Consider the following 20352-nt stretch of genomic DNA (forward strand, 5'->3'; position numbering starts at 1 on the left):
GAAATTCCAATGTGGGAGCGAGCCTGCTCGCGAAAGCGGTGTGTCAGCCTGTGTTGATGTCACTGATAAACCGCATTCGCGAGCAGGCTCGCTCCCACAGGGACTTGTGTTGAAACAGAAATGAAAACGCCCCGATCATCGCTGATCGGGGCGTTTTTTATTGCGGATGCGCCAATTACGCGGCGATCGACAACTTGAGCTTGTTCATCGCGCTCTTTTCGAGCTGACGGATACGCTCGGCCGACACGTTGTACTTCTGCGCCAGGTCGTGCAGCGTGGCTTTCTCTTCTGCCAGCCAGCGCTGGTAGAGAATGTCGCGGCTACGTTCGTCCAGCACTTCCAGCGCTTCGTGCAGGTTGGTGTTGGAGTTGTCGCTCCAGTCGGCATCTTCCAGTTGACGGGCCGGGTCGTACCGGTGGTCTTCCAGATAGTTGGCCGGCGACTGGAAAGCGCTGTCGTCGTCGGCTTCGGCAGCCGGATCGAAGGCCATGTCATGGCCGGTCAGACGGCTTTCCATCTCGCGCACTTCCCGCGGCTCGACGCCAAGGCTTTCCGCCACGCGGTGGACTTCCTCGTTGTTCAGCCACGCCAGACGCTTCTTCTGGCTGCGCAGGTTGAAGAACAGTTTGCGCTGGGCCTTGGTGGTCGCGACTTTCACAATGCGCCAGTTGCGCAGGATGAACTCGTGAATTTCCGCCTTGATCCAGTGCACCGCGAACGACACCAGACGCACACCCATTTCCGGGTTGAAGCGTTTAACGGCCTTCATCAGGCCGACGTTACCTTCCTGGATCAGGTCAGCCTGAGCCAGACCGTAGCCGGAATAGCTACGGGCAATGTGTACGACAAAACGCAGGTGGGCGAGCACCATCTGCCGAGCCGCCCCCAAATCCTGCTCATAGTAGAGACTCTCGGCCAGTTCACGCTCCTGCTCCGGCGTCAGCAATGGAATGCTGTTGACGGTGTGCACATAGGCTTCCAGGTTCGCACCCGGAACCAACGCATACGCAGGTTGCAAAGAATTGGTCATACGAAAAAACCTCCGACTCACAAACTCGTGCCTCTCGGCACTGCGAAAAATTGACCGGGAACTCAGACGCAAGTTCCCATAAAAACCGCAAGGTCAATCACGCGCAAAAAAGATTCTACTTCGGCGCCAGCTCCCTGAGGTGGCGTGCGACTGCAATCCATGCACCGATATAACCCAACAGCACCGCGCCAAGCAAGAGTGACAGACCGTCGGCAACTGGCACTCCGGCCAGCGCGAAGTCACTGCCATACAAGCCGGCCAGTCCAACCACCGCGTCGTTCAGCCAGTCCAGGCCGAACGCCAGAACACCCCAGGACAACAGCCCTGCACCGAAGCCATACAACGCGCCCATATAAAGGAAAGGGCGGCGCACATAACTGTCAGTGCCGCCGACGAGTTTAATCACTTCTATCTCGGTGCGGCGGTTTTCAATATGAAGACGAATGGTATTGCCTATCACCAAAAGTAATGCAGACACCAACAGCACCGTCAGACCAAAGACAAAACGATCGCCGAGCTTGAGGATGGCGGCCAGACGCTCGACCCAGACTAGATCAAGTTGCGCCTGTTGTACCTTGGGCAGCTCGGAAAGTTTTTGTCTTAATGCTTCCAGGGTCGGCTTGTCGACTTCGTTCGGCGTGACCAGCACAACGCCCGGCAGCGGGTTTTCCGGCAGCTCGCGCAGGGCGTCACCCAACCCTGACTGCTGCTGGAATTCCTCAAGCGCCTGATCGCGACCGACGTATTCAGCATCCGCTACGCCGGGCATGCCTTTGATCTGCTCGCGCAACGATTCGCCCTGCTGCGCGCTGGCGTCGAGTTGCAGATACAGCGAAATCTGCGCCGCGCGCTGCCAGGATCCGCCGAGACGTTCGACGTTATTGAGCAACAGCGAAAGCCCCATCGGCAGACTCAACGCAACGGCCATCACCATGCAGGTGAAGAAGCTGCCGATCGGCTGCTTGCCAAGACGGCGCAGGCTGTCGAGCAGGCTGGCGCGATGGCTTTCGACCCAGGCGCGGAACAGCGTGGCGAAGTCCGGGCCGTCGTCATCGTCATGTTTTTTCTTTTTTGCCGGTTGCGGATCGGCGGCCTTCGGGGCCACGCGCTCGGAAACCTTGGGACTGCGTGTCGCACTCATACTCCGGCCTCCCCGTCGCCGATCAATCGGCCACGTTGCAGCGTCAGCATGCGGTGACGCATGCGCGCGATCAGCGCCAGGTCGTGACTGGCGATCAGCACGCTGGTGCCCAGACGATTGATGTCTTCGAAAACGCCCATGATTTCAGCCGCCAGACGCGGGTCGAGGTTACCGGTCGGTTCGTCCGCCAGCAGCAACGCCGGGCGGTGAACGATGGCGCGGGCAATGCCCACGCGCTGCTGCTGACCGGTGGACAGGTCGCCCGGGTACAGATCGGTTTTATCCGACAGCGCCACTCGCTCCAGCGCGGAATCGACGCGCTTGGCAATTTCGGCCTTGGACAAGCCGAGAATCTGCAGGGGCAACGCGACGTTGTTGAACACCGTGCGATCGAACAGCAACTGGTGGTTCTGGAACACCACACCGATCTGCCGACGCAGGAACGGAATCTGCGCGTTGCTGATGGTGCTCAAGTCCTGCCCGGCGAGCAGCAGTTTGCCGCTGGTCGGGCGCTCCATCGCCAGCAACAGGCGCAACAGCGTGGATTTACCGGCGCCGGAATGGCCGGTGACAAAAAGGAACTCGCCACGACGGACTCGAAAGCTCAGCTCATGCAAGCCGACGTGACCGTTCGGGTAGCGTTTACCGACCTGTTCGAAACGAATCATGAACGCTCCCGCTCGGCAAACAGTGCCTGGACAAAGGGTTCGGCTTCAAAGGTACGCAGATCGTCGATGCCTTCACCGACGCCGATGTAGCGGATCGGCAGGCCGAACTGTTTGGCCAGGGCGAAAATAACCCCGCCCTTGGCGGTACCGTCGAGCTTGGTCAGCGCCAGGCCGGTGAGTTCGACGGTCTGGTTGAATTGCTTGGCTTGGTTGATGGCGTTCTGGCCGGTGCCGGCGTCGAGAACAAGCAGCACTTCGTGCGGCGCGTCGGCGTCGAGCTTGCCGATCACCCGGCGAACCTTTTTCAGCTCTTCCATCAGGTTGTCTTTTGTGTGCAGACGCCCGGCGGTGTCGGCGATCAGCACGTCGATGCCACGGGCCTTGGCGGCCTGCACGGCGTCGAAGATCACCGAGGCGGAATCGGCGCCGGTGTGCTGGGCGATGACCGGGATCTTGTTGCGCTCGCCCCAGACCTGCAACTGCTCCACGGCAGCGGCGCGGAAGGTGTCACCAGCCGCCAGCATGACTTTCTTGCCTTCCAGTTGCAGCTTCTTCGCCAGCTTGCCGATGGTGGTGGTCTTGCCGGCGCCGTTGACGCCGACTACCAAAATCACGAAAGGCTTGTTCTGCGAAGCGATTTTCAGCGGTTGTTCGACCGGCTTGAGCATCGCGGCCAGTTCGGCTTGCAAGGATTTGTACAGCGCGTCGGCATCGGCCAGCTCCTTGCGGGCGACCTTTTGAGTCAGGCGCTGAATGATTTGTGTGGTGGCTTCGACACCCACGTCGGCAGTGAGCAGGCGGGTTTCGAGGTCATCGAGCAGCTCATCGTCGATGGTCTTGCGACCGAGGAACAGGCTGGCCATGCCCTCGCCGATGCTGGCGCTGGTTTTCGACAGGCCCTGCTTGAGGCGGGCGAAGAAACCGGCTTTGGTTTCTTCGGTGCGCGGGGCTTCGACAGGCGTTTCAATCGGCGTCTCAGCAGGCGCCTCGACAGCGACTTCAGCTGGCACGGCGGGTGCAACCGGCGCAGCAACAATCGGCTCTGGCTCTGGCTCAGTGGCCGGAGCAATCGGGGCGACAAAGACAGGCGCAGGTGGCTCGGCGGCAACCGGCTCTGGCTCGATGACAGGCTCAAGGGACGGTTGCGCCGCTGCCTCGTGGGCAGGCGGAGGAATCTGCGGAGTGATCCCCGACGCAGCTTCTTCGACGAAGCCCACCGGCTCTTCAGCGACCGGCAGCGTCAGCCAGGGCTCGGCAGGCGGCGTCAGGGGCAGTTCTGCAGCCGACGGCGCTTGAGACTCGGCCTCCGGTTGCAGCACGGGCTCGGCGATTGGCAGAACAATCGGCGCTGGCTCTTCTTCAATGACGGGGGCCGGTTCTGGAATCGCAGGCGGCTGTTCGACGACGGGTTCCTGCGGTTTCTTCCGCAGCCATCCGAACAGGCTTTTCTTCTCGCCAGCCGCAGCTGGGGTCTTCTTGTCGTCGTTGGAACCAAACATGGAGGACGGCTATCTCACGGTAGCGACGCGCCAACAGGGCGCCCCGGCAAATAAATATTCGATGCAGAACAGACTGTGTTTCATCCAGCTTGTTCACGCGCAACATTTTGTCGAGACGCTCAAGGCACCTCAAGATCGTTTTAACGATGGGTTAAACCCGGCAAAGATCGGCGAAAACGCGGAGTTTCGTGGGTAAAACACAGCTTTGCGCCGCGAACCTATACAGCCTTATCAAGTCACCGGACCTGATAGGCGTGGTCGCCGGTAAAACGGAACAGTATCCTAGCACCCTCTCGCCCGCTGACGCTAAGACCAAGCAGGCAGCCCAACAGGTTGAAAAACGAATGAATGCTCTAGCCCGCCGCGCTGCAGGCCTGCTGCTCAGCGCAGTCTGCCTGCCCCTTTCGGCCCTGGCGGCCGACCCGCAACCGACCCATGAATTCACCCTCGACAACGGCCTTAAGGTAGTCGTGCGCGAAGACCATCGCGCGCCGGTCGTTGTCTCGCAGATCTGGTACAAGGTCGGCTCCAGCTATGAAACCCCGGGGCAGACCGGCCTTTCCCACGCGCTCGAACACATGATGTTCAAGGGCAGCGAAAAGGTCGGTCCCGGCGAAGCCTCGCTGATCCTGCGCGATCTCGGCGCCGAAGAGAACGCTTTCACCAGCGACGACTTCACCGCGTATTACCAGGTGCTGGCCCGTGATCGTCTCGGCGTGGCTTTCGAACTGGAAGCGGATCGCATGGCCAACCTGCGCCTGCCGGCCGACGAGTTCGCCAAGGAAATCGAAGTCATCAAGGAAGAGCGGCGTTTGCGCACCGATGACAAACCGATGTCCAAGGCCTACGAACGCTACAAGGCCATGGCCTATCCGGCCAGCGGTTACCACACCCCGACCATTGGCTGGATGGCCGACCTGGAACGCATGAAGGTCGAGGAACTGCGCCACTGGTATCAGTCCTGGTACGCGCCGAACAACGCCACGCTGGTCGTGGTCGGCGACGTTACCCCGGACGAAGTGAAGACCCTCGCCCAGCGCTATTTCGGGCCGGTCGCCAAACGCGATGTGCCACCGGCGAAAAAGCCGCTGGAACTGGCCGAGCCCGGCGAACGCCAGATCACCCTGCGCGTGCAGACCCAGTTGCCAAGCCTGATGCTCGGCTTCAACGTGCCGAGCATCGCCACGGCCGAAGACAAACGTTCGGTGAATGCCCTGCGCCTGATCTCGGCCCTGCTTGACGGAGGCTATAGCGGTCGCATCCCGACGCAGCTGGAACGCGGCGAAGAACTGGTCTCCGGCGGCTCGTCGGATTATGACGCCTACACCCGTGGCGACAGCCTGTTCACCTTGTCGGCAACGCCGAACACACAAAAGAAAAAGACCATCGCCCAGGCGGAAGCCGGCTTGTGGAAATTGCTCGAGCAGTTGAAAACCACCACGCCGTCCGCCGAAGAACTGGAGCGCGTACGCGCGCAGGTTATCGCCGGCCTGGTCTACGAACGTGACTCAATCACCAGCCAGGCCACCGCGATCGGTCAACTGGAGACGGTCGGTCTGTCGTGGAAGCTGATGGACACAGAACTGGCCGATCTCGAAAGCGTCACCCCGCAAGACATTCAAAATGCCGCGAAAAAATATTTCACCCGCGAACGTCTCAGCGTCGCCCACGTCCTGCCTTTGGAGACGACTCATGAGTGAGCGCAAAACCCCACGCCTGATGCTGCTCGGCCTTGTCGCTGCCGTGGCGATCGGCTCCGCTGCGGTTTATCTGTCGCCAGACGCTGACAGCCACGCCAGCGAAGCACTGGATAACGCCAAGTCCAGCCAGAAGCTGCAATCGCTGGCCGAACTCGACGGCAAAGCCCCGGCCAGCCGCAAGCTCGATGTGCAGACCTGGAACACCGCCGAAGGCGCCAAAGTGCTGTTCGTCGAAGCCCATGAGCTGCCGATGTTCGACATGCGCCTGATTTTCTCCGCCGGCAGCAGCCAGGACGGCAACGCCCCCGGCCTCGCCGTGCTGACCAATGCCATGCTCAACGAAGGGATCGCCGGCAAAGACGTCGGTGCCATCGCGCAGGGTTTCGAAGGCCTGGGTGCCGACTTCGGCAACGGTGCATTCAAGGACATGGCGCTGGCCTCGCTGCGCAGCCTGAGTGCCCCGGAACAACGTGAACCGGCGCTGAAGCTGTTCGCCGAAGTGGTCGGCAAACCGACCTTCTCCGCCGATTCCTTCGCACGCATCAAGAACCAGATGCTCGCGGGTTTCGAATACCAGAAACAGAACCCCGGCAAGCTTGCCAGCCTTGAGCTGATGAAGCGTTTGTACGGCGATCACCCCTATGCGCATTCGAGCGACGGCAATTCGCAAAGCGTGCCGAAGATCACCGTCGCGCAATTGCGTGAATTCCATGCCAAGGCCTACGCGGCGGGCAACGCGGTGATTGCGCTGGTCGGCGATTTGTCCCGCGCCGAAGCCGAGGCCATCGCCAATCAGGTCTCCTCCGCCCTGCCGAAAGGCCAGGCACTGGCGAAGGTCGCTGCGCCGCAGGAACCCAAAGCCAGCGTCAACCACATCGAGTTTCCCTCCAAACAGACCAACCTGATGCTCGCGCAACTGGGCATCGATCGTGATGACCCGGATTACGCCGCGCTGTCGATGGGCAACCAGATCCTCGGTGGCGGCGGTTTCGGCACGCGTCTGATGAGCGAAGTGCGCGAGAAGCGTGGCCTGACTTACGGTGTGTACTCGGCGTTCAGCCCGATGCAGGCCCGTGGCCCGTTCATGATCAATCTGCAGACCCGCGCGGAGATGAGCGAGGGCACCCTCAAACTGGTCCAGGACGTGCTCGCCGACTATCTGAAAAACGGCCCGACGCAGAAAGAACTCGACGATGCCAAGCGCGAACTGGCCGGCAGTTTCCCGCTGTCCACGGCAAGCAACGCCGACATCGTTGGCCAACTCGGCGCGATGGGCTTCTATAATCTGCCGCTGAGCTATCTGGACGATTTCATGCGTCAATCCCAGAGCCTGACGGTTGCGCAAGTCCGCGACGCCCTGAACAAACACTTGAGCACGGAGAGAATGGTCATCGTCACCGCTGGCCCGACCGTGCCGCAAAAGCCGTTACCGGCCCCATCTGATAAACCTGCCGAGCAACCGCTCGGGGTTCCGGAGCATTAATGGCGACTCGAGCACCCAAGAAAACTGTGCAAAACGTGCACAACGGCGTCAATCAGCTGCGCATCATTGGCGGTCAATGGCGCAGCCGCAAGCTGAGCTTCCCTGACGCACCCGGCCTGCGCCCGACCCCGGATCGCGTGCGTGAAACCCTGTTCAACTGGCTTGCGCCGTACGTCGAAGGGGCGAAAGTGCTGGACCCGTTCGCCGGCAGCGGCGCGCTGTTTCTGGAAGCGTTGTCCCGTGGCGCGGCCATGGCTCAGGCGCTGGATGCCAGCAACATCGCCGTGTCGAGCCTGAAAGAACATCTCGGCACCCTGCGCTGCAGCAACGGCCAGGTACAGACCGCTGACGCGCTGCGCTATCTGGAAACCCAGACCGCGACGCCGTTCGACCTGGTGTTTCTCGATCCGCCGTTCAACCAGAACCTGTTGCCAGCGGTTTGCGCTCTGCTGGAAGAGCGCCAGTGGCTGGCGCTTGATTCGTGGATCTACACTGAAAGCGAAACAGCGCCTTCGACCCTGGGCCTGCCGGGTAACTGGCGCCTGCATCGGGAACAGAAATCCGGCCGAGTGTTTTACGCGCTGTGGCAGCGCTCGGCAGAGCTCGCCGGCTAACTGTGGCGAGGGAGCTTGCTCCCGCCGGGTCGCGAAGCGGCCCCTCTTTTTCTATTCAAAAGCAGGGGACTGCTGCGCAGTCCAGCGGGAGCAAGCTCCCTCGCCACAACCGTGTGCGTGTTCATCGCCGCATCGAGAACTATCGTGCCCCCTTCGTCAGAACGTTTCACCCCCGCTTTCGGCCTCGGCAATCCACACTTGCAAACCTTGTGGGGGCCGCTGTGGCGCAAAACCGTGCACATCGAACGTGAACGTGAACGCCTGTGGCTCGAAGACGGCGACTTCCTCGATCTCGACTGGCACGGCCCACACAGCGCAGAAGCGCCACTGGTGCTGGTGCTGCATGGCCTGACCGGTTCGTCCAATTCGCCGTACGTTGCGGGCATTCAAAAGGCCTTGGCCGATCAGGGCTGGGCCAGCGTCGCGCTGAACTGGCGCGGCTGCTCCGGCGAGCCGAACCTGTTGCCGCGCAGCTATCACTCCGGCGCCAGCGAAGACCTCGCTGAAGCCATCAAACACCTGCGCGCCAAACGCCCGCTGGCGCCGCTGTACGCGGTCGGGTATTCCCTGGGCGGCAATGTGCTGCTTAAACACCTGGGCGAAACGGGCAGCAACAGTGGCCTGCTCGGCGCGGTGGCGGTGTCGGTGCCGTTCCGGCTCGACCAATGCGCCGACCGTATTGGCCAAGGGTTTTCCAAGGTCTATCAGGCGCACTTCATGCGCGAGATGGTCGCCTACATCAAGAACAAGCAACGCCAGTTTCAACATGACGGACGTGAGGACGGCCTGGCGAAACTGGCGGCGCTCGGCTCACTGGAGAACATGCGCACGTTCTGGGACTTCGACGGCCGGGTAACGGCGCCGCTGCATGGCTTCGATAACGCCGAGGATTATTATCGCCGGGCCTCGAGCCGCTATTTCCTCGGCGAGATTCGCACGCCGACACTGATCATTCAGGCAGCTGACGATCCTTTCGTGTTTCCCCACAGCCTGCCGCAAGCCGATGAGCTGTCGGCCTGCACGCAATTCGAATTGCAGGCGCGGGGCGGTCACGTCGGTTTCGTTGACGGCTCGGTTCGCCTGCCCGGGTATTACCTGGAGCGGCGAATTCCGCAGTGGCTGGCCGCAGCCAGTCTGTGAGCCCCGAATCAGCGCTGTGCTTATTCGCCCGTGGCGATGCCGCGCGAAGGTTCGTTGATCCACTCGCTCCACGAGCCGGCGTACAGCGCACCGAGCGGATAACCTGCCAGACACAGTGCGAACAGGTTGTGACACGCCGTCACCCCGGAGCCGCAATAAGCCACCAGCTCTGACGGCGAGCGGTCGCCCAGTTTCGCGGCAAAACGCTGTTTGAGCTGCTCCGCCGGTAGAAAACGTCCGTCACTGCCAAGGTTGTCGGTGAACGCAGCACACTGTGCACCGGGGATGTGCCCGGCCACCGGATCGATCGGTTCCACCTCGCCCTTGAAACGCGGCAAGGCTCGCGCGTCGATCAAGGTCAGCGTGGGCTGGCCAAGGCGTTGCTGCAATTGTTCGGCGCTGAGCAGCAGGCTCATGTCCGGCTGGCCGCTGAAGTTGCCCGGCGCCACGCTCGGCGGATCCAGGCTCAGCGGCAAGCCGGCCGCGTGCCAGGCCTTGAGTCCGCCATCGAGTATGAACACGCCGTCGCGCTTGCCCAGCCACGCGAGCAACCACCACGCTCGCGCCGCGTAAGCACCCGGGCCGTCGTCATACAGAACCACGTCGCTGTCATTGCTGATGCCCCAGGCTTGCAGGCGCTCGATCAGCGCCGCCGGCTCGGGCAACGGATGACGCCCGGTCACGCCCTTCTCGACTTTACCGCTCAGATCACGCTCCAGATCGGCAAAACTCGCCCCGGCGATGTGCCCTTCGGCGTAGCTGCGCTGGCCGTAATCCGGATCTTCGAGGGCAAAACGACAATCGAGGATCACCAGCCCCGGCTGCTCTTTGCGAGCGTCCAGGGCTTGTGGGCTGATCAACTGCGCAATCGACATAACGGGCTCCTGTGGAATTCGGCGAAACGGTTTATTTCACATCTTCGAGGGCCTGGGCCAGTGGGACGTAGAACTCGTCGAACAGCGCGTTGACTTCTTCGCGAGCCTGATCAGTGACAAACCCCGCTTCCAGCACCAGCACCTGGTACACGCCGCGTTTCACGGCCTGCTCGCTGAGGTGGTTGGAATTCTCCCGCGTGGTGCACAGAAAACGTACCCACGAGGTCAGGATGATCCAGGCGTTGAGGGTCAGCGACTCAATCTGCACGCGGTCCATTTTCAGGATGCCGGCGGCAACAAAGCCTTCGTAGATTGCGGCGCCCTGGATCACGCAACGCTGGGAAAAGCGCCGATAGCGCGCGGCCAGTTCCGCATCGCTGTCGAGCAGATGCTCAAGGTCACGGTGCAGAAAACGGTAGCGCCACATGGCCGAGAGCAGTTCTTTCAAATAGAAACGCTTGTCCTCGACGGTCGCCGGACGGCCCTGAGGCGGGCGCAGGAAGCTGTCCACCAACGCCTCGTACTCACCGAACAACACAGCGATGATCGCCTGCTTGTTGGGGAAGTGGTAGTACAGGTTGCCCGGAGAAATCTCCATGTGCGCGGCGATGTGGTTGGTGCTGATGCTGCGCTCGCCCTGCTGATTGAACAGCTCCAGGCTGTTCTGAACGATGCGCTCGCTGGTTTTTATTCGTGGGGCCATGGCTTGAGCTTTAATTCAGAGTGCGTAGACGGAGCATCTTACGACCTAACCGGAAATGGATAAAACACTGCTGTGCACGGAAGTCGTTTGACTTTCTAGAGCTTAGACTCTAAAAAGTGCCCATTACAATAAAATCCGGAGCCCCTGATGACTGCCGATATCGCCTACCTGCAAACACTGCAACAACCTCTCGAAACGCTTGATCGGCAGTTCCAGGCGCAACGGGCTGCGTATGCCGCCAACCCGATGCCGCCTGCCGCGCAGCGTCAGCAATGGCTCAAGGCGCTGCGCGATTTGCTCAGCAATGAACGTCAGGCATTGATCGAGGCGATCAGCGCTGATTTCAGCCACCGCAGCGCCGACGAAACCCTGCTCGCCGAACTGATGCCGAGCCTGCACGGCATCCACTACGCCAGCCGTCACCTGAAAGGCTGGATGAAACCCTCACGGCGCAAGGTCGGCATGGCTTTCCAGCCGGCCTCGGCAAAGGTGATTTATCAGCCGTTGGGCGTGGTTGGCGTAATCGTGCCGTGGAACTACCCGCTGTATCTGGCTGTGGGCCCAATGGTCGGTGCCCTGGCGGCGGGCAATCGGGTCATGCTAAAGCTCAGCGAGTCGACGCCGGCCACCGGGTTGCTGCTCAAGGCACTGCTCGCACGGATCTTTCCCGAAGACCTGGTTTGCGTCGTGCTTGGCGAGGCGGATGTCGGCGTGGCGTTCTCGCAACTGCCCTTTGATCACCTGCTGTTCACCGGTTCCACCAGCGTCGGCAAGCATGTGATGCGCGCTGCTGCGCAGAATCTGACGCCGGTCACGCTGGAGCTGGGCGGCAAATCGCCGGCCATCGTCTCCAGAGACGTGCCGCTCAAGGACGCCGCCGAACGCATCGCTTTCGGCAAAACCCTTAACGCCGGGCAGACCTGCGTCGCCCCCGACTATGTGCTGGTGCCGGAAGACCGCGTGGGCGCCTTCGTCGAAGCCTATCGCCAGGCCGTGCAGGGGTTTTACCCGACGCTCACCGATAACGCGGACTACACGGCAATCATCAATGATCGCCAGTTGGCGCGGCTCAACGGCTACGTCAGCGACGCGACCAGCAAGGGCGCGCTGCTGATCCCGCTGTTCGAGCAAGGCCAGGGCCGGCGTATGCCGCACAGTGTGCTGTTGAATGTCAGCGATGAGATGACGGTCATGCAGGACGAAATCTTCGGCCCGCTGTTGCCGATCGTGCCGTATCGCGATCTGGAGGAGGCATTTGCCTACATCAATCAGCGGCCACGTCCTCTGGCCCTTTACTACTTTGGCTACGATAGACGCGAACAGAATCGCGTGCTGCACGAAACCCACTCCGGCGGTGTGTGCTTGAACGACACCTTGTTGCATGTCGCCCAGGACGATATGCCGTTCGGTGGCATCGGCCCCTCGGGCATGGGCCATTATCACGGGCACGAGGGTTTTCTGACCTTCAGCAAAGCCAAGGGCGTATTGATCAAACAGCGCTTCAACGCGGCCCGACTGATTTACCCGCCGTACGGCACGTCGATTCAGAAACTGATCCAGAAACTGTTCATCCGCTAAACGCTGTCGACCGGGTAATAAAAACAATGCACCCAAGCCTGACCGAAACACCCGCACTGTCGCGCCGTGGCCTGCTGAAGTTCAGCCTCGGCGCCACCGCTTTTCTCGCCACCGCCGGTCTGGGCGCCAGCCTCGCTGGATGCTCGTCGAGCGCCACGGCCAACGGCTTCGTCACCTTGCGCGACGGTGATTTGCTGTTCCTGCGCGCCCTGATTCCGGTGATGCTCGACGGTGCGGTGGCCGGCGCAAACATGCCCGCAGCGGTTGACGGCACGCTCAAGTCGCTGGACTACAGCTTCGATCACCTGTCCCCGGAAATGCTCAAGCTCACCCGTCAATTATTCGATGTGTTGAGCATGACCGTAACGCGCGGGCCACTGACCGGAATCTGGGGCAGTTGGGAAAATGCCAGCCCTGAAGCCATGCACCAATTTCTCGAGCGCTGGGAGAACAGTTCGTTGAACCTGCTGCGCATGGGACATAGCTCATTGCAGCAGATGGTGATGATGGCCTGGTACACCCGCGCCGAATCCTGGGCCCATTGCGGTTATCCCGGGCCACCAAAGATCTGAGACCGAGGCACGGCCTTTCCGAGCAGGCTCGCTCCTCACAGGGAAATGCATTTCGAATGTGGGAGCGAGCCTGCTCGCGAAGAGGCCAGCCGCAACACCCCAGCGTCCAAAAATAATAAAGAGAACCTGATCGATGCCCGTACCCGACCCCTTCCGCGAAGGCCTCGCCCGAGGCTGGAAAACCTACAACGGCGCGCAACTGACCGACGACCTCACCCTTGAAGCCGACGTGGCGATCATCGGCAGCGGCGCCGGTGGCGGCACCACGGCGGAAATCCTCAGCGCGGCCGGTTACAAAGTCCTGCTGATCGAAGAAGGCCCGCTGAAGACCAGTTCAGACTTCAAGCTACTCGAAGACGAGGCCTACAGCAGCCTCTACCAGGAAGGCATCGGCCGCATGAGCAAGGACGGCGCGATCACCATTCTGCAGGGTCGCGCGGTTGGCGGTACGACGCTGATCAACTGGACGTCGAGCTTTCGCACGCCTGAGCCAACCCTTGAACACTGGGCCACCGAACACAATGTCAAAGGCCACAGCCCGGCGGAGATGGCCCCCTGGTTCGAAAAAATGGAACAGCGCCTGGGCGTCGCCCCGTGGATGGCTCCGCCCAACGCCAATAACGACGTGATCCGCAAAGGTTGCGAACAGCTCGGCTACAGCTGGCACGTGATCCCGCGCAATGTGCGTGGCTGCTGGAACCTCGGCTATTGCGGCATGGGCTGCCCGAGCAACGCCAAGCAATCGATGATGGTCACGACCATTCCGGCAACACTGGAAAAGGGCGGCGAGCTGCTGTATCTGGCACGGGTGGAAAAACTGCTGATCCATGGCGACCAGGTCTCCGGCCTGCACTGCGTGGCGATGGACGAACGCTGCGTCGAACCGACCGGGCGCACTATCAAGGTCAAGGCGCGGCATTACGTGTTGGCCGGCGGCGGCATCAACAGCCCGGCGCTGTTGCTGCGCTCCGATGCGCCGGATCCCCATGAGTGCTTGGGCAAGCGCACCTTTCTTCACCCGGTGAACATGTCTGCGGCGCGCTTCACCGACGTGGTCAACCCATTCTACGGGGCGCCCCAGTCGATTTATTCCGATCATTTCCAGTGGAAGGACGGCACCACCGGGCCGATGGCATTCAAACTGGAGGTGCCACCGCTGCACCCGGCACTGGCCGCCACGCTGCTGGGCGGTTTCGGCCAGGAAAACGCGCAACACCTGGCCGATTTGCCGCACACCCACGCGATGCTGGCGCTGCTACGCGACGGATTCCACCCTGACAGCAAGGGTGGCTCGGTCGAATTGCGCGGTGACGGTTCGCCAGTTCTCGACTATCAGGTCTCGCCATACGCCTGGGACGGGTTGCGTCGCGCCTTTCACGTCATGGCCGAAATCCAGTTTGCCGGCGGCGCGAAATCGGTGATGCCGATGCATGCCGACGGCCGATATGTGAAAACACTGGCCGAAGCGCGCGCTCAGATCGATGGCCTGAGCCTGGAGCTGTACCGCACGCGGCTGGGCAGTGCCCACGTCATGGGCGGCTGCGCGATGGGCGAAGACCCGAAAAGCGCGGTCGCCGACAGCCTCGGCCGCCATCATCAGCTAAGCAACCTGTCGATTCATGATGGCTCGCTGTTCCCCACCAGCATTGGCGCCAACCCGCAACTGTCGGTGTATGGCCTGACCGCGCAACTGGCGACATCCCTCGCTGATCGACTGAAAAACCCATGAAAAAGCAGAACATTCCTATCGTCTATAGTGCTTTCTTACCCAACAGCCGACTTGGCCGACCGGGAAGGCTGCGATACCATCCGACTCCCCAACGGACTCCCGCCAGGACGACGCGATGAACCGAGTGTTGTACCCAGGTACCTTCGACCCTATTACCAAGGGCCATGGCGATCTGGTCGAACGCGCCTCGCGCCTGTTCGATCACGTGATCATTGCGGTCGCCGCCAGCCCGAAAAAGAACCCGCTGTTCCCGCTGGAACAACGGGTCGAACTGGCTCGCGAGGTCACCAGACATCTGCCGAACGTGGAAGTGGTCGGTTTTTCGACGCTGCTTGCGCACTTCGCCAAAGAGCAGAACGCCAACGTGTTCCTGCGCGGCCTGCGCGCGGTGTCGGATTTCGAATACGAATTTCAACTGGCAAACATGAACCGCCAGCTCGCGCCGGATGTGGAGAGCCTGTTCCTCACCCCGTCCGAGCGTTATTCGTTCATTTCGTCGACGCTGGTGCGGGAAATTGCCGCGCTGGGCGGCGATATCAGCAAGTTCGTCCACCCGGCCGTGGCCGACGCGTTGACCCTGCGCTTTAAAAAGTAGGAACTGCCGAGGCTGCGATCCTGCTTTTTGATCGCAGCTGTCAGTGCCCTTGATCGCCCCCGCGTGCACTGCGGGCGCCAATGCGGCACAATTGCGCGCATTGATTTATAGCGCCCGGGCCTGCCGCCCCGGCTGGAGTAAGCATGTCCCTGATCATCACCGACGATTGCATCAACTGCGACGTCTGCGAACCCGAGTGCCCGAACGCCGCCATTTCCCAAGGCGAAGAGATCTACGTGATCGACCCGAACCTGTGCACCCAGTGCGTCGGCCACTACGACGAACCGCAGTGTCAGCAGGTCTGCCCGGTGGATTGCATTCCACTGGACGAAGCTCATCCGGAAACTGAAGAGCAGTTGATGGAGAAGTACCGCAAGATCACCGGCAAGGCCTGATCTCGGCCGTGTCCGGCCCTCTTCGCGAGCAGGCTCGCTCCCACATTTGAAATGCATGCCAATGTGGGAGCGAGCCTGCTCGCTAAAGGGTCATCAGCTACACGGTAAAACTTTGATCAGCTCACTCCCGCTGCTCAAACCCCTCCCCCGTACACCCAAGACACCGCACAAACGCCGCTTTCGCCGGATCGACCACCAACGCCTGCCCCGCATCGCCCACGCCGCCGCCCAGCGCGGTAAACGGCAAGGACACCACAAACGCTCCCGCACCGATGACCGTTGCCACCACCAGCAAGGGTCGGGCAATCAGCAGGTCGCCGAGCATGGCGTATGCCGGGGGATTTTGAATGGTGTATCGCGGATCACCGCTGCCGTTTTCGCTGGCGTGGACGGCCAGACTGAAGCACAGCAGCAGTGTGACGAAGAAGACTTGCAGGACTTTCATGGCACGATCCTTCGGGCTGAACAGTGAGACTTCTCACTATAGCCCGCAGGATTTTTCAGGTCTGGCAGCGCGGGCAAAACACGCTGGCGCGCTGGCCCAGCTTCACTTCACGCAGGCCGGTACCGCAAATCTTGCAGTGCTGACCGCCTCGACCGTACACAAACAGCTCCTGCTGAAAATACCCCGGCTGGCCGTCACCACCAATGAAGTCTCGCAACGTGGTGCCGCCACGCTCGATGGCGGCCGCGAGGATGCGTTTGATTTCGATCGCCATCTTCAGATAGCGCGCCCGGGAAATACCACCGGCTGCGCGGCGCGGATCGATCCCGGCAGCGAACAGTGCCTCTGTCGCGTAAATATTGCCGACCCCGACCACCACTGCATTATCCATGACGAATGGCTTGACCGCCATTGAGCGCCCCCGCGAGAGCTGGAACAAGCGCTCGCCATCGAACAGATCGGTCAGCGGCTCCGGCCCGAGGCGAATCAGCAGCTCATGATTGAGCGGGTCATTGCTCCACAGCATCGCACCGAAACGCCGTGGATCGGTGTAGCGCAGCGCCATTCCCGATTCCAGCTCGATGTCGACGTGCTCGTGCTTCAACGCCGGCAACCCGGCCTCGACCAGGCGCAGATTGCCGGACATGCCCAAATGGCTGATCAGCGTGCCGACCTCGGCGTTGATCAACAGATACTTGGCCCGTCGCTCGACCAGCACGATGCGCTGCCCGGACAGACGCACATCGAGGTCTTCCGGGATCGGCCAGCGCAAGCGCCGGTCCCGGACGATCACTCGGCTGACGCGCTGGCCTTCAAGATGCGGAGCAATGCCCCGGCGGGTGGTTTCGACTTCCGGCAGTTCAGGCATGGCGTCCTCGAATCAATGCGCGCCGAGGTCGCGAATCGTTTGCTTGAGCGTTTCAAAGTCGTAGTCCGACAGACCGACGTAATCGAGCACCAACGGGCCCACCGCGGCCCACTCGAAATCTTCGGTCTGGTTGCCCAAGACCCGATAGGACGCGCAGATGTGCTCGGCCATTTTCAGGATCGCCAGCAGGTTTTTCATTTGGCTGTTCTTCGACGATTCGTCGCTGAAAATGGCCAGCGCATTGTGGTGGTTGGCGATGGCGGCGCTGACGTGCTCCGGCAGGCGCCACGATTTGGCGGTGTAATAACCGACCACGGCATGGTTGGTGTTGAACTCGCGGTTTTCGGTGTCCACCACACGGCAGTCGGCGCTGGCCTTGGCGTAGGCCTCCTCCAGCACAGTCATGTAATTGGGGAAACGCTGCAGCATCAACGGCACGCCGCAGTCGTGAAACAGGCCCAGCGCATAGGCTTCGTCACCGGCCTGGGTGCCGACGCGCTTGGCAAGGGTCAGGCAGGTCATCGCCACATCCTGAGCGGTGTCCCAGAAACGGTTGAGAGTGACGATGGTGTCGTCGTTCATCTGGCCCTTGATCGACTGCGCGTTGATCAGGTTGATGATCGAACGGCTGCCCAACAGGTTCACCGCGCGCTGGATCGAGGTGATCTTGTTGCTCAGGCCGTAATACGGCGAGTTGACGATTTTCAGCAACGCACCGGACAAGCCAGGGTCCTGGGAGATCAGCTTGGCGATCACCTCCAGATCCGGGTCGGGCATGTACTGCTCCATTTGCAGATCCACCATGATCTGCGGTTGAGCCGGCACACTGATGCCTTGCAGCGATTGTTGAATCTGTTCGGTGGTCAGCTCTTGGGACATAAGTACACACTCTGGGACAGGCGGCGATTCTAACCGCTGAAACGGTGCGACGACACACCGATGGACACATCGCCGGAACTTTCATCCAGGCGCAGGCTTCGGACTCTGTAGGGCGCACAAGACTGTAGCAGTCCGGTGCGAAGGCAAAATCTCTACTGACTCAGGAGCTTACCGATGGCAACTTCCCTCAACGACAAACGCGTCGCTATTCTGGTCACCGATGGTTTCGAACAGGTCGAAATGACCGGCCCCAAGGATGCCCTGGAGCAAGCCGGCGTGCAGGTCGATATTCTTTCGGCAGAAACGGGCATGGTCAAAGGCTGGAATCATGACAAGCCGGCGGACGACTTCCCGGTCACCAACACCTTCCAGGCCGTGAGCGTCGATCAATACGACGCCGTGCTGTTGCCGGGCGGTGTGCAGAATTCCGACACCATTCGCATTGATCAGGACGCTCAGCATCTGGTCAAGACCGCCGCCTCGGCCGGCAAGCCCATTGCGGTGATCTGTCATGGCAGCTGGTTGCTGATCTCGGCGGGACTGGTCAACGGCAAAACCATGACCAGTTACAAAACGGTCAAGGACGATCTGGTGAATGCCGGCGCCAACTGGGTCGACCAGGAAGTGGTCAAGGACGGCAACCTCATCAGCAGCCGCCAGCCCGACGACGTGCCCGCGTTCAGTCAGGCCTTGATTGACGCACTGGCAGCGTAAGAGCGGAAATCGCTTTCGCGAGCAGGCTCGCTCCCACACTGGAATGCATTCCAAATGTGGGAGCGAGCCTGCTCGCGAAGGCTTCATCAGCGTTTCATCGCATCCTCGGCCCGACACAAACCTCAACACGCTATACTCCCGCTCTTTTTTCCGGAGCGACGTCATGTCACTGCCTAGCCTGCGCCTCAAAGCCAACGCCGACCGTCGCCTGCGCAACGGCCACTTGTGGGTCTACAGCAACGAAATCGATGTGGCTGCCACGCCTCTGCATGGCTTCAAGGCCGGCGACCAGGCCGTGCTCGAAGCCGCCGGCGGCAAACCGTTGGGCATCGTCGCGATGAGCCCGAACAATCTTATTTGCGCTCGCCTGTTGTCGCGCGACATCAAACTGGCGCTCGACAAATCACTGCTGGTGCATCGTCTGAATGTGGCGCTGTCGCTGCGCGAACGCCTGTTCGACAAGCCGTTCTACCGTCTGGTCTATGGCGATTCCGATCTGCTGCCAGGCCTGGTGGTCGACCGTTTCGGCGACATCCTCGTGGTGCAGATCGCCTCGGCGACCATGGAAGCGCATAAAGATGACGTGATCGCCGCGTTGACCCAAGTGCTCAAGCCACGCGGCATTCTGTTCAAGAACGACTCCGCCGCCCGTGATGCCGAAGGCCTCAACCGCTACGTCGAAACCGTATTCGGTCTCGTGCCGGAGTGGGTAGCGCTGGAAGAAAACGGCGTGAAGTTTGAAGCACCGGTCATCCAGGGGCAGAAAACCGGCTGGTTCTACGATCACCGCATGAACCGCGCGCGTCTTGCGCCTTACGCCAAAGGCAAACGCGTGCTCGACCTTTATAGCTACATCGGTGGCTGGGGCGTGCAGGCGGCTGCGTTCGGCGCCAGCGAAGTGTTTTGCGTCGATGCCTCGGCATTCGCTCTCGACGGTGTCGAGCGCAACGCCGCACTGAACGGCTTCGCCGACAAGATGACCTGCATTGAAGGCGACGTGTTTGAAGCGTTGAAGGAGCTGAAAGCCAGCGAAGAGCGTTTCGACGTGATCGTGGCCGATCCGCCCGCCTTCATCAAACGCAAGAAAGACATGAAAAACGGTGAAGGCGCGTACCGTCGCCTGAACGAGCAAGCCATGCGCCTGCTCACCAAGGACGGTATTCTGGTCAGCGCTTCGTGCTCCATGCACCTGCCGGAAGACGACCTGCAAAACATCCTGCTGACCAGCGCCCGCCACCTGGACCGCAATATCCAGATGCTTGAGCGTGGCGGCCAGGGCCCGGATCATCCGGTGCATCCCGCCATCGCCGAAACCCGTTACATCAAGAGCATCACTTGCCGTCTGCTACCTAATAGCTGATTGCGGCGGAACACGGGGAGCCCACGGGCTCCCCGTTTTGTTTTGCGGCCCTCTTCCCCGCGCCTTCGCACCCATCCATGAGTGTTTCACCCTCTTCCTACAATTACCTTCCTACTCTCTTGCAGGACGTTTCTTCGCGCCCATTAATTATGGAAAATTAACCTACACAGTTAATTAATTACGCATGATCACTCCGACAACATTACTGGAATATTCCTACTTAATATCCGCTTGCCAATATTCGATTACAAACTATCATTGAACTTGTCGCCACGAAGCGACTTAACTTTCTACGAACAAGGAGTTCACATCATGAAAACCATTTATCTGGAAACAAATAAAATCGCCAACCTGGCCTTCCTGG

General features: G+C 60.8%; 21 protein-coding genes. 12 read left to right on the forward strand and 9 right to left on the reverse strand.

Annotated elements, in window-relative coordinates; genetic code table 11:
• Positions 1 to 175 precede the first annotated feature (175 nt).
• The 4 genes from rpoH to ftsY all read right to left on the reverse strand — a co-directional run bounded on the left by rpoH (position 176) and on the right by ftsY (position 4338).
• On the reverse strand, positions 176 to 1030 hold the full coding sequence (gene rpoH, locus HU727_RS24195) for an RNA polymerase sigma factor RpoH (protein WP_016772717.1): 855 nt from the start codon (positions 1028 to 1030) through the stop codon (positions 176 to 178).
• Between the two features lie 115 nt (positions 1031 to 1145).
• Complete coding sequence (gene ftsX / locus HU727_RS24200) at positions 1146 to 2171, reverse strand: permease-like cell division protein FtsX (protein WP_186530669.1); 1026 nt, start codon at positions 2169 to 2171, stop codon at positions 1146 to 1148.
• Entirely contained in the window at positions 2168 to 2839 is a 672-nt protein-coding gene (gene ftsE, locus HU727_RS24205) for a cell division ATP-binding protein FtsE (protein ID WP_003229148.1), read from the reverse strand. The genes ftsX and ftsE overlap by 4 nt, the downstream gene beginning before the upstream one ends.
• The gene (gene ftsY / locus HU727_RS24210; RefSeq protein WP_186530671.1) at positions 2836 to 4338 is read right to left on the reverse strand and encodes a signal recognition particle-docking protein FtsY; all 1503 of its coding nucleotides are present in this window, start codon (positions 4336 to 4338) and stop codon (positions 2836 to 2838) included. Before ftsY ends, ftsE begins: the two co-directional genes overlap by 4 nt.
• Here ftsY and HU727_RS24215 point away from each other — a divergent pair.
• The 5 genes from HU727_RS24215 (at position 4337) to HU727_RS24235 (ending at position 9275) form a co-directional block, all read left to right on the forward strand.
• Entirely contained in the window at positions 4337 to 4534 is a 198-nt protein-coding gene (locus tag HU727_RS24215) for a hypothetical protein (protein WP_186530673.1), read from the forward strand. The genes ftsY and HU727_RS24215 overlap by 2 nt on opposite strands.
• Before the next feature lie 148 nt (positions 4535 to 4682).
• On the forward strand, positions 4683 to 6038 hold the full coding sequence (locus HU727_RS24220; protein WP_186530675.1) for a M16 family metallopeptidase: 1356 nt from the start codon (positions 4683 to 4685) through the stop codon (positions 6036 to 6038).
• Entirely contained in the window at positions 6031 to 7521 is a 1491-nt protein-coding gene (locus tag HU727_RS24225) for a M16 family metallopeptidase (protein ID WP_186530677.1), read from the forward strand. The genes HU727_RS24220 and HU727_RS24225 overlap by 8 nt, the downstream gene beginning before the upstream one ends.
• Positions 7521 to 8135 (forward strand): 16S rRNA (guanine(966)-N(2))-methyltransferase RsmD, encoded by a 615-nt coding sequence (rsmD, locus tag HU727_RS24230; RefSeq protein ID WP_186530679.1) that lies wholly within the window; start codon positions 7521 to 7523, stop codon positions 8133 to 8135. Before HU727_RS24225 ends, rsmD begins: the two co-directional genes overlap by 1 nt.
• Before the next feature lie 144 nt (positions 8136 to 8279).
• On the forward strand, positions 8280 to 9275 hold the full coding sequence (locus HU727_RS24235) for a hydrolase (RefSeq protein ID WP_186530681.1): 996 nt from the start codon (positions 8280 to 8282) through the stop codon (positions 9273 to 9275).
• A 20-nt stretch (positions 9276 to 9295) separates the two neighbouring features.
• On the opposite strand, the gene HU727_RS24240 is transcribed toward HU727_RS24235, so the two are convergent.
• Entirely contained in the window at positions 9296 to 10150 is an 855-nt protein-coding gene (locus HU727_RS24240; RefSeq protein ID WP_186530683.1) for a sulfurtransferase, read from the reverse strand.
• Between the two features lie 31 nt (positions 10151 to 10181).
• Positions 10182 to 10853, reverse strand: coding sequence for a TetR/AcrR family transcriptional regulator (locus tag HU727_RS24245; protein WP_186530684.1), 672 nt, complete (start codon positions 10851 to 10853; stop codon positions 10182 to 10184).
• A gap of 147 nt (positions 10854 to 11000) precedes the next feature.
• On the opposite strand from HU727_RS24245, the gene HU727_RS24250 reads away from it, so the two are divergent.
• The 5 genes from HU727_RS24250 (at position 11001) to HU727_RS24270 (ending at position 15722) form a co-directional block, all read left to right on the forward strand.
• Positions 11001 to 12431 carry a coniferyl aldehyde dehydrogenase gene (locus tag HU727_RS24250; protein WP_186530686.1) on the forward strand — a complete coding sequence of 477 codons (1431 nt, stop codon included), beginning with the start codon at positions 11001 to 11003 and terminating at the stop codon, positions 12429 to 12431.
• 26 nt (positions 12432 to 12457) lie between these two features.
• Positions 12458 to 13003 carry a twin-arginine translocation pathway signal protein gene (locus HU727_RS24255; RefSeq protein WP_186530688.1) on the forward strand — a complete coding sequence of 182 codons (546 nt, stop codon included), beginning with the start codon at positions 12458 to 12460 and terminating at the stop codon, positions 13001 to 13003.
• A gap of 133 nt (positions 13004 to 13136) precedes the next feature.
• A complete protein-coding gene (locus HU727_RS24260) occupies positions 13137 to 14732 on the forward strand; it encodes a GMC family oxidoreductase (protein WP_186530690.1) in 1596 nt (531 codons plus the stop codon).
• Positions 14733 to 14847: 115 nt separating this feature from the next.
• Entirely contained in the window at positions 14848 to 15327 is a 480-nt protein-coding gene (gene coaD, locus HU727_RS24265; protein WP_042606545.1) for a pantetheine-phosphate adenylyltransferase, read from the forward strand.
• A 143-nt stretch (positions 15328 to 15470) separates the two neighbouring features.
• Entirely contained in the window at positions 15471 to 15722 is a 252-nt protein-coding gene (locus tag HU727_RS24270) for a YfhL family 4Fe-4S dicluster ferredoxin (RefSeq protein WP_003195146.1), read from the forward strand.
• Between the two features lie 121 nt (positions 15723 to 15843).
• Here the strand turns inward: HU727_RS24270 and HU727_RS24275 are convergent, their stop codons facing one another.
• Genes HU727_RS24275 through HU727_RS24285 form a run of 3 tightly spaced genes read right to left on the reverse strand, consistent with a single transcriptional unit; the run spans position 15844 to position 17860 of the window.
• Positions 15844 to 16167, reverse strand: a complete 324-nt coding sequence (locus HU727_RS24275) for a multidrug transporter (RefSeq protein ID WP_186530692.1) — start codon at positions 16165 to 16167, stop codon at positions 15844 to 15846.
• A gap of 55 nt (positions 16168 to 16222) precedes the next feature.
• On the reverse strand, positions 16223 to 17035 hold the full coding sequence (gene mutM / locus HU727_RS24280; RefSeq protein ID WP_186530694.1) for a bifunctional DNA-formamidopyrimidine glycosylase/DNA-(apurinic or apyrimidinic site) lyase: 813 nt from the start codon (positions 17033 to 17035) through the stop codon (positions 16223 to 16225).
• 12 nt (positions 17036 to 17047) lie between these two features.
• Positions 17048 to 17860 (reverse strand): HDOD domain-containing protein, encoded by an 813-nt coding sequence (locus tag HU727_RS24285; protein WP_186531484.1) that lies wholly within the window; start codon positions 17858 to 17860, stop codon positions 17048 to 17050.
• Positions 17861 to 18088: 228 nt separating this feature from the next.
• On the opposite strand from HU727_RS24285, the gene HU727_RS24290 reads away from it, so the two are divergent.
• Together HU727_RS24290 and HU727_RS24295 are read left to right on the forward strand one after the other, a co-directional pair.
• Entirely contained in the window at positions 18089 to 18628 is a 540-nt protein-coding gene (locus HU727_RS24290) for a type 1 glutamine amidotransferase domain-containing protein (RefSeq protein WP_186530696.1), read from the forward strand.
• Between the two features lie 163 nt (positions 18629 to 18791).
• Positions 18792 to 19988 carry a class I SAM-dependent rRNA methyltransferase gene (locus tag HU727_RS24295; RefSeq protein ID WP_186530698.1) on the forward strand — a complete coding sequence of 399 codons (1197 nt, stop codon included), beginning with the start codon at positions 18792 to 18794 and terminating at the stop codon, positions 19986 to 19988.
• Positions 19989 to 20352: the final 364 nt, after the last annotated feature.

This window comes from Pseudomonas khorasanensis (genome assembly GCF_014268505.2).
Classification (GTDB): Bacteria; Pseudomonadota; Gammaproteobacteria; order Pseudomonadales; family Pseudomonadaceae; genus Aquipseudomonas; species Aquipseudomonas khorasanensis.